Here is a 2202-nt window from a genome sequence, read left to right on the forward strand (position 1 = left end):
GACCAGTACGCGGCCTAATCGGTGCTCTCCGCCGCATGTGCCTCGAGCAGCTCGAGGGCTCGACCCGGCTGCGCGAGCAGGCGGAAGGCCTCGCAGCAACGGCCGAGGATCTCCCAGTCGGCGCCGTCCGCGAGGATTCTGCCCTCCAGCAGGGCCGCGACCTGCTGGTGGCGGCCGGCGGCCGCATAGAGATCGGCTAGCTGCAGGACGAGGTCACGGTCGGCCGAGCGCGACTTCAGCCGCCGCTCCAGATCCTCTATCCTCTTCTGGCTCCGTTCGTCCGAAGGCATGGCTCCACGATTCCCCCGGCGGAAGAACCCGCCTGGGGCGCAATCTACGGAGCCTTGAATCCCCGCGTCAAGGAGATCGTCTCGGAATCAGGCGGCGCGGTCTTCCCTGGACGACGCGCCCGCAACTCTCGCCTGCTCGGGCGTTCTGCGGACCGCTATGCGCAGCTTCAGTGTCACGCCCCGCTGGAGATCTTCCGGATCCAGATCGACGAGGATCGGCACCTCTCGACACCCGCCGGAGGCCTCGGCCTCGCGCGCGGGGAGATCGGTCGTCCCTTCGGGCGGCCGGGCGAGCGAGAGGGTCGAATCGGCCGGCTCCCGCGGCCCTTCCTCGCTTCGCGCGTGGAGAGGAAACGGCGGAGGAAGCGCCGGGCGACGCTCCGGCTCCAGACCGAGCCCCTCCTCGCGATCCTCGCCATCGCGCGGGCGCGAGAGCCACCTGCGCAGCTTCGAGCCGACCCGTTCAACCGGCAGCCTCCCGGCCTCGGCAGCCGCCGGCAGGGGCGCGAGATGGGCGGGCTCTTCCTCGGGCGCCGGCGATGGAGACAGAGCGGGCGCCGGGGGAGCCGGCTCGACCGTCTCGGCCGTGCCGGAGGCATCCATCTCCACGCGGAACGGCTCGGGCCGGAGGTCAGCGGCAGGCGCGATCCTCTGTCCGGGTTGTTCCACGACCTTCGGCTCGGGCATCCGCTCGTGGCTCCGCGCCGGCCCTCGGAGCGAGGAAACCGGCACCGGTCTCGGGGCAGCTTCCTCGGCCATCCGCCGCGTCCCCGCTGTGGCCTCGTGGCTTCCGGGCGCATCCCCGGCCGCCTGCGTCGCCTCCGCCCGTGACGCCTTCTCCCCGTCCTGGACGACGCGGACTCCGATCTCCTGAGAGATGTGCCTGAGGAGCATCCGCGAGACCGCTTTGAACGTCTCGACAACGCCGCTGCCCGACTTCGCGGCCGCCTCGAAACACGGGACCTGCCCGGGATTGAGCGCGCGCTCCAGCTCCTCGATCGAGTAGACATCCGGAAGATCCCGCTTGTTGTACTGGATCACCCAGGGGATCCGATCGAGATCGAGCCCGTGCTCACGGAGGTTGTCCCGGAGGTTCTGGAGGCTCTCGATGTTCTCGTCCATCTTGCTCCGCTTCGAGTCCGCTACGAAGACGACCGCGTCGACGCCTTTCAGAACGAGCTTGCGCGTCGCGTTGTAGTAGACCTGGCCGGGAACGGTGTAGAGGAGGAAGCGGGTCTTGAATCCGGAAAGCTCCCCAAGCTGGATCGGCAGGAAGTCGAAGAAGAGCGTCCGCTCGGTCTTGGTCTTCATCGAGACCATCTTCCCCCGGTGCGTCTGAGGGATCGCGGTGTAGATGTACTCCAGGTTCGTCGTCTTGCCTGAGAGTCCGGGGCCGTAATAGACGAGCTTCGCGTTGATCTCTCGCCCCGAGTAGCTGACTAGCACCATTAGCCCTCCTGTAGGCCGATCGTGGATTCGGGACCCCCCCACTCCCCCGCTCCTCACTTATCGGTCCCTCCCACGCCCCTCTTCACCGCCTCCGTCCAGGATCGGCTCGCGGGACTGCCCCCCGCCCACCCTCTCCCGGTGGGCAAAACTCCGCAGCGGGAGGGAACCGCGGTTCAGCGCAGGCCGGAGGGGTCGATTCCTCGTCTCGAGGCGATCGCGGGCTCACGCGACCCCGAGAAGTCGAGTCCTCTCCCGCCCGTGCCGGTCGACCTCCGCCCGGAGGGCCCGATGGCGCGCCTCCTGCAGGTTCGGATCGGCGCCCGACAGATCCTCGGCCTCTGCGCGGGCGCGCTCGAGGAGGTCCCGGTCACGGAAGAGATCGGCGACGCGAAGCCTCGGCATCCCCGTCTGCCGGGTGCCGAGCATCTCCCCCGGTCCCCGGAGGCGAAGGTCCTCCTCCGCG

The 2202-nt window shown here is 69.2% G+C and carries 3 protein-coding genes; all 3 read right to left on the reverse strand.

The genetic code is table 11. The annotated features are described in order from the left end of the window. Positions 1–14: 14 nt before the first annotated feature. A complete protein-coding gene (locus FJY88_13770; protein MBM3288394.1) occupies positions 15–290 on the reverse strand; it encodes a hypothetical protein in 276 nt (91 codons plus the stop codon). A gap of 87 nt (positions 291–377) precedes the next feature. Next, positions 378–1739, reverse strand: coding sequence for a GTPase domain-containing protein (locus FJY88_13775; protein MBM3288395.1), 1362 nt, complete (start codon positions 1737–1739; stop codon positions 378–380). 222 nt (positions 1740–1961) lie between these two features. Next, positions 1962–2165 carry a hypothetical protein gene (locus tag FJY88_13780; protein ID MBM3288396.1) on the reverse strand — a complete coding sequence of 68 codons (204 nt, stop codon included), beginning with the start codon at positions 2163–2165 and terminating at the stop codon, positions 1962–1964. Positions 2166–2202: the final 37 nt, after the last annotated feature.

The sequence above is a fragment of the Candidatus Eisenbacteria bacterium genome (genome assembly GCA_016867495.1).
GTDB lineage: Bacteria > Eisenbacteria > RBG-16-71-46 > CAIMUX01 > VGJL01 > VGJL01.

Excerpts from the sequence above, each read along its gene's own strand:
- FJY88_13780 (MBM3288396.1), bottom strand. The coding sequence starts at position 2,165 with ATGCTCGGCACCCGGCAGACGGGGATGCCGAGGCTTCGCGTCGCCGAT.
- FJY88_13770 (MBM3288394.1), bottom strand. The coding sequence starts at position 290 with ATGCCTTCGGACGAACGGAGCCAGAAGAGGATAGAGGATCTGGAGCGG.
- FJY88_13775 (MBM3288395.1), bottom strand. The coding sequence starts at position 1,739 with ATGGTGCTAGTCAGCTACTCGGGGCGAGAGATCAACGCGAAGCTCGTC.